The sequence below is a fragment of the Nocardioides sp. CPCC 206348 genome (genome assembly GCF_048654705.1).
Lineage (GTDB): Bacteria > Actinomycetota > Actinomycetes > Propionibacteriales > Nocardioidaceae > Nocardioides.
Genome location: NZ_JBMCZA010000106.1, coordinates 15,455 through 18,943 on the forward strand (window position 1 = coordinate 15,455; position 3,489 = coordinate 18,943).

Sequence of the window (3,489 nt, forward strand, 5' to 3'; positions counted from 1 at the left end):
ACGCTCCGGCCGCTGCCGCCCCGAAGACCGAGGCCGACCGGGTTGCCCGCCTCGAGCAGGAAGGCGACATCGCCGCCGACTACCTCGAGGAACTGCTCGACATCGCGGACCTCGACGGCGACCTGGACATCGACGTGGAGGCCGACCGGGCCGCCGTGTCGATCGTCGGTGCCGACCTCTCGCAGCTCGTGGGCTCCGACGGCAAGGTGCTCGAGGCCCTGCAGGAACTCACCCGCCTCGCCGTCTACCGCGAGACCGGCGAGCGTTCGCGCCTGATGCTCGACATCTCCGGCTTCCGTGCGGACAAGCGCACCCGCCTCACCCAGCTCGGTGCGGAGACGGCCGCCCAGGTCATCGCCTCCGGCGAGCCGGTGTCGCTCGACGCGATGTCGCCGTTCGAGCGCAAGATCGTCCACGACGCCGTCGCCGCTGCCGGCCTCCGGTCGGAGTCCGCGGGCGTCGAGCCGCGTCGCTACGTCGTCGTGCTCCCCGCGGACGCCTGAGCCTCCGCGGCCCAGTCGACGTTTCACGTGAAACAAGACGACTCCACCACACCCCCGGTGTCTCCGGATCCGCAGGATCCGGAAGGCCCGGGGGTGCGGTCTTCTGTGGGACCCGTCCCGGCCGCTGCCGCCGAGGTCTTCCCGGCCGACCGGTTGCCGCTGGCGATCCGGTACGCCGAGCTGCTGGCCACCGAGGGAGTGATCCGCGGCCTGATCGGGCCGCGTGAAGCCCCGCGCCTGTGGGACCGGCACCTGATCAACTGCGCGCTGCTGTCGCCCGCGCTCCCCCAGGACGCCACGGTGGTCGACATCGGCTCCGGGGCGGGCCTGCCCGGCCTCGTGGTGGCTGTTGCCCGCCCCGACCTCTCCATCACCCTGGTGGAGCCCCTGCTGCGTCGTACGACGTTCCTGGAGGAGGTCGTGGCGGAACTGGACCTGTCCAACGTCACGGTCGTCCGGGGCCGCGCCGACGCGTTGCACGGCAAGGCGACGTACGACGTCGTCACGTCCCGCGCGGTGGCTCCCCTGGAGCGACTGCTCGGGTGGAGCATGCCGCTCGTCGCACCGCACGGAGCCCTCGTCGCCATGAAGGGCAGCTCGGCTGCCGACGAGGTCGCTGCCGCTGGTCCGACGCTGTCGAAGCTGCGGTGCGCTCCCCCCACCATCGACACCCTCGGCGCCGAGTTTGGCGGCCTGGACGGTGTCGATCCGATTCAGGTCGTCCGGGTCACCTGGGCCGACCCAACACGCGTATCGTTGCCCCCTCGTGGCACCCGTGGTTCTCGCGAATCACGTCCCGGTACGTCACGTTCCAAGAGGAGGAAGTCGTGAGCGACCCGTTCACCCCCGAAGGGTTTTCCACCGATGGGAGTACCGGTCCTGAGCGTGCCCATCCACAGACCGGCCCTGGTTATCCACAGGTAGCGGTGTCGAGTGATGTCGCGGCCAACGACGATGTTTCACGTGAAACCGGTCCCGCCGAGGACGCTGACGTTTCACGTGAAACGGTGACGGCGCCGTACCCGCCGATGTCGAACCAGGTCCGGACCGCGGCCCAGCTGGCCGAGGCCGCCGCTGACTTCGACGACGACCTGACGCCCCTGGCGCGGGCCGCACAGGCCACCGTCCTGGTGCGCGCCGGCATCCCGCAGGAGCAGCTCGCCCGACCCTCGGAGACGCGCGTCTTCGTCGTGGCGAACCAGAAGGGCGGGGTCGGCAAGACCACCTCGACCGTCAACCTCGCTGCCGCGATGACCCAGCTCGGCCAGAAGGTCCTGGTCATCGACCTCGACCCCCAGGGCAACGCGTCGACCGCGCTGAACATCGATCACCACCAGGGCACCCCCTCGACTTACGAGCTCCTCGTGGACGGCCTGGCGATCGCCGACATCGCGCAGCCGTGCCCCGACGCGGCCGGTCTCTGGGTCGTCCCGGCGACCATCGATCTCGCCGGAGCCGAGATCGAGCTGGTCAGCGTCGTCGCCCGCGAGCAGCGCCTGAAGAAGGCGATCGACGCCCACCCGCGGATCGGTTCCGCGGAGAAGGTGGGGGAGGACCGGTTCGACTACGTCTTCATCGACTGCCCGCCGTCGCTCGGCCTGCTCACCCTGAACGCGCTCGTCGCGGGTGCCGAGATGATGATCCCGATCCAGGCCGAGTACTACGCCCTGGAGGGCCTCGGCCAGCTGCTCAAGACCGTCGACATGGTCCGCGCCCACCTGAACCCCGACCTCGCGGTCTCCACCATCCTGCTGACGATGTACGACGCCCGGACCCGCCTCGCGGCCGGTGTCGCCCAGGAGGTCCGCGACCACTTCGGTGACCAGGTCGTGAAGACGGCCATCCCGCGATCGGTCCGCGTCTCCGAGGCACCGTCGTACGGACAGACCGTGATGACCTACGATCCGGGCTCGCCGGGGGCCCTCAGCTACCTCGAAGCGGCGCGCGAGATCGTCACGAAGGGCAGTCTTCAGTGAACGCCGGGGCACCTCGTCGCGGCCTCGGTCGCGGCCTCGGATCGCTCATCCCGACGGCTCCCCCTGTCAACTCGACATTTCAGGATGCGGACCTTTCCGCAGGAGCCACTTCCAGCGCGTCCGTGGACCCCGGGTCCACCGAATCGGCGCGAGGCCCTCAGATCGAAGATTCGGGTCTGGCGCCCGTTGACGGGGCCTACTTCGCCGAATTGCCCGTCGACCAGATCAAGCCCAACGCGGTCAACCCGCGGACGGTCTTCGACGAGGACGCGATGGCCGAATTGGTCCACTCGATCCGCGAAATCGGCCTGCTCCAGCCCGTCGTCGTACGACGAAGCGGCCCGGACACCTTCGAGCTGGTCATGGGGGAGCGGCGTTGGCGCGCGACCCAGCAGGCCGGCCTCGCCACCATCCCGGCGATCGTCCGGGAGACCGACGACACCGCGATGCTCCGCGATGCGTTGCTGGAGAACCTGCACCGCAGCAACCTGAACCCGCTGGAGGAGGCCGCGGCCTACCAGCAGCTGCTCGAGGACTTCGCGTGCACGCACGAGGAGCTCGCCCAGCGGATCGGTCGCTCGCGTCCGCAGATCAGCAACACGATGCGCCTGCTCAAGCTCTCCCCGGCCGTCCAGCGCCGGGTCGCAGCGGGCGTCCTGTCCGCCGGTCACGCCCGGGCGTTGCTCGGCGTCCCCGAGGCCGACCTCCAGGACCGGCTCGCGCAGCGGGTCGTGGCCGAGGGCATCTCGGTGCGCGGCCTCGAGGAGATCGTCGCGGTCGGTGACGTCGGCGGCGCTGCCCCGCGTCCGCCCCGGGCCCGCCCGAAGGCGCCCGGGCTGGTCGAGCTCTCGGATCGCCTCGGCGACCGGCTCGAGACGCGGGTCAAGATCGACCTGGGCAAGGCCAAGGGCAAGATCAGTATCGAGTTCGCCAACACCGGCGACCTACAGCGCATCGTCGACCTGATCGACCCGCGCAACCGCCAGGACCGGCCGATCTGACCTCGTGCG

General features: G+C 70.2%; 4 protein-coding genes. All 4 read left to right on the forward strand.

Annotated features, from left to right (window positions below; all coding sequences use genetic code 11):
- On the forward strand, window positions 1-503 hold a 503-nt coding region (locus tag ACOADB_RS05430), incomplete at its 5' end, for a protein jag (RefSeq protein WP_378596919.1).
- Window positions 504-596: 93 nt separating this feature from the next.
- On the forward strand, window positions 597-1,334 hold the full coding sequence (gene rsmG / locus ACOADB_RS05435; protein WP_378596920.1) for a 16S rRNA (guanine(527)-N(7))-methyltransferase RsmG: 738 nt from the start codon (window positions 597-599) through the stop codon (window positions 1,332-1,334).
- 176 nt (window positions 1,335-1,510) lie between these two features.
- Window positions 1,511-2,479: a ParA family protein gene (locus tag ACOADB_RS05440; protein WP_378596921.1), complete on the forward strand. Its 969-nt coding sequence runs from the start codon at window positions 1,511-1,513 to the stop codon at window positions 2,477-2,479.
- Window positions 2,476-3,480, forward strand: coding sequence for a ParB/RepB/Spo0J family partition protein (locus ACOADB_RS05445; protein ID WP_378596922.1), 1,005 nt, complete (start codon window positions 2,476-2,478; stop codon window positions 3,478-3,480). Before ACOADB_RS05440 ends, ACOADB_RS05445 begins: the two co-directional genes overlap by 4 nt.
- The last annotated feature ends 9 nt before the right edge of the window (window positions 3,481-3,489 follow it).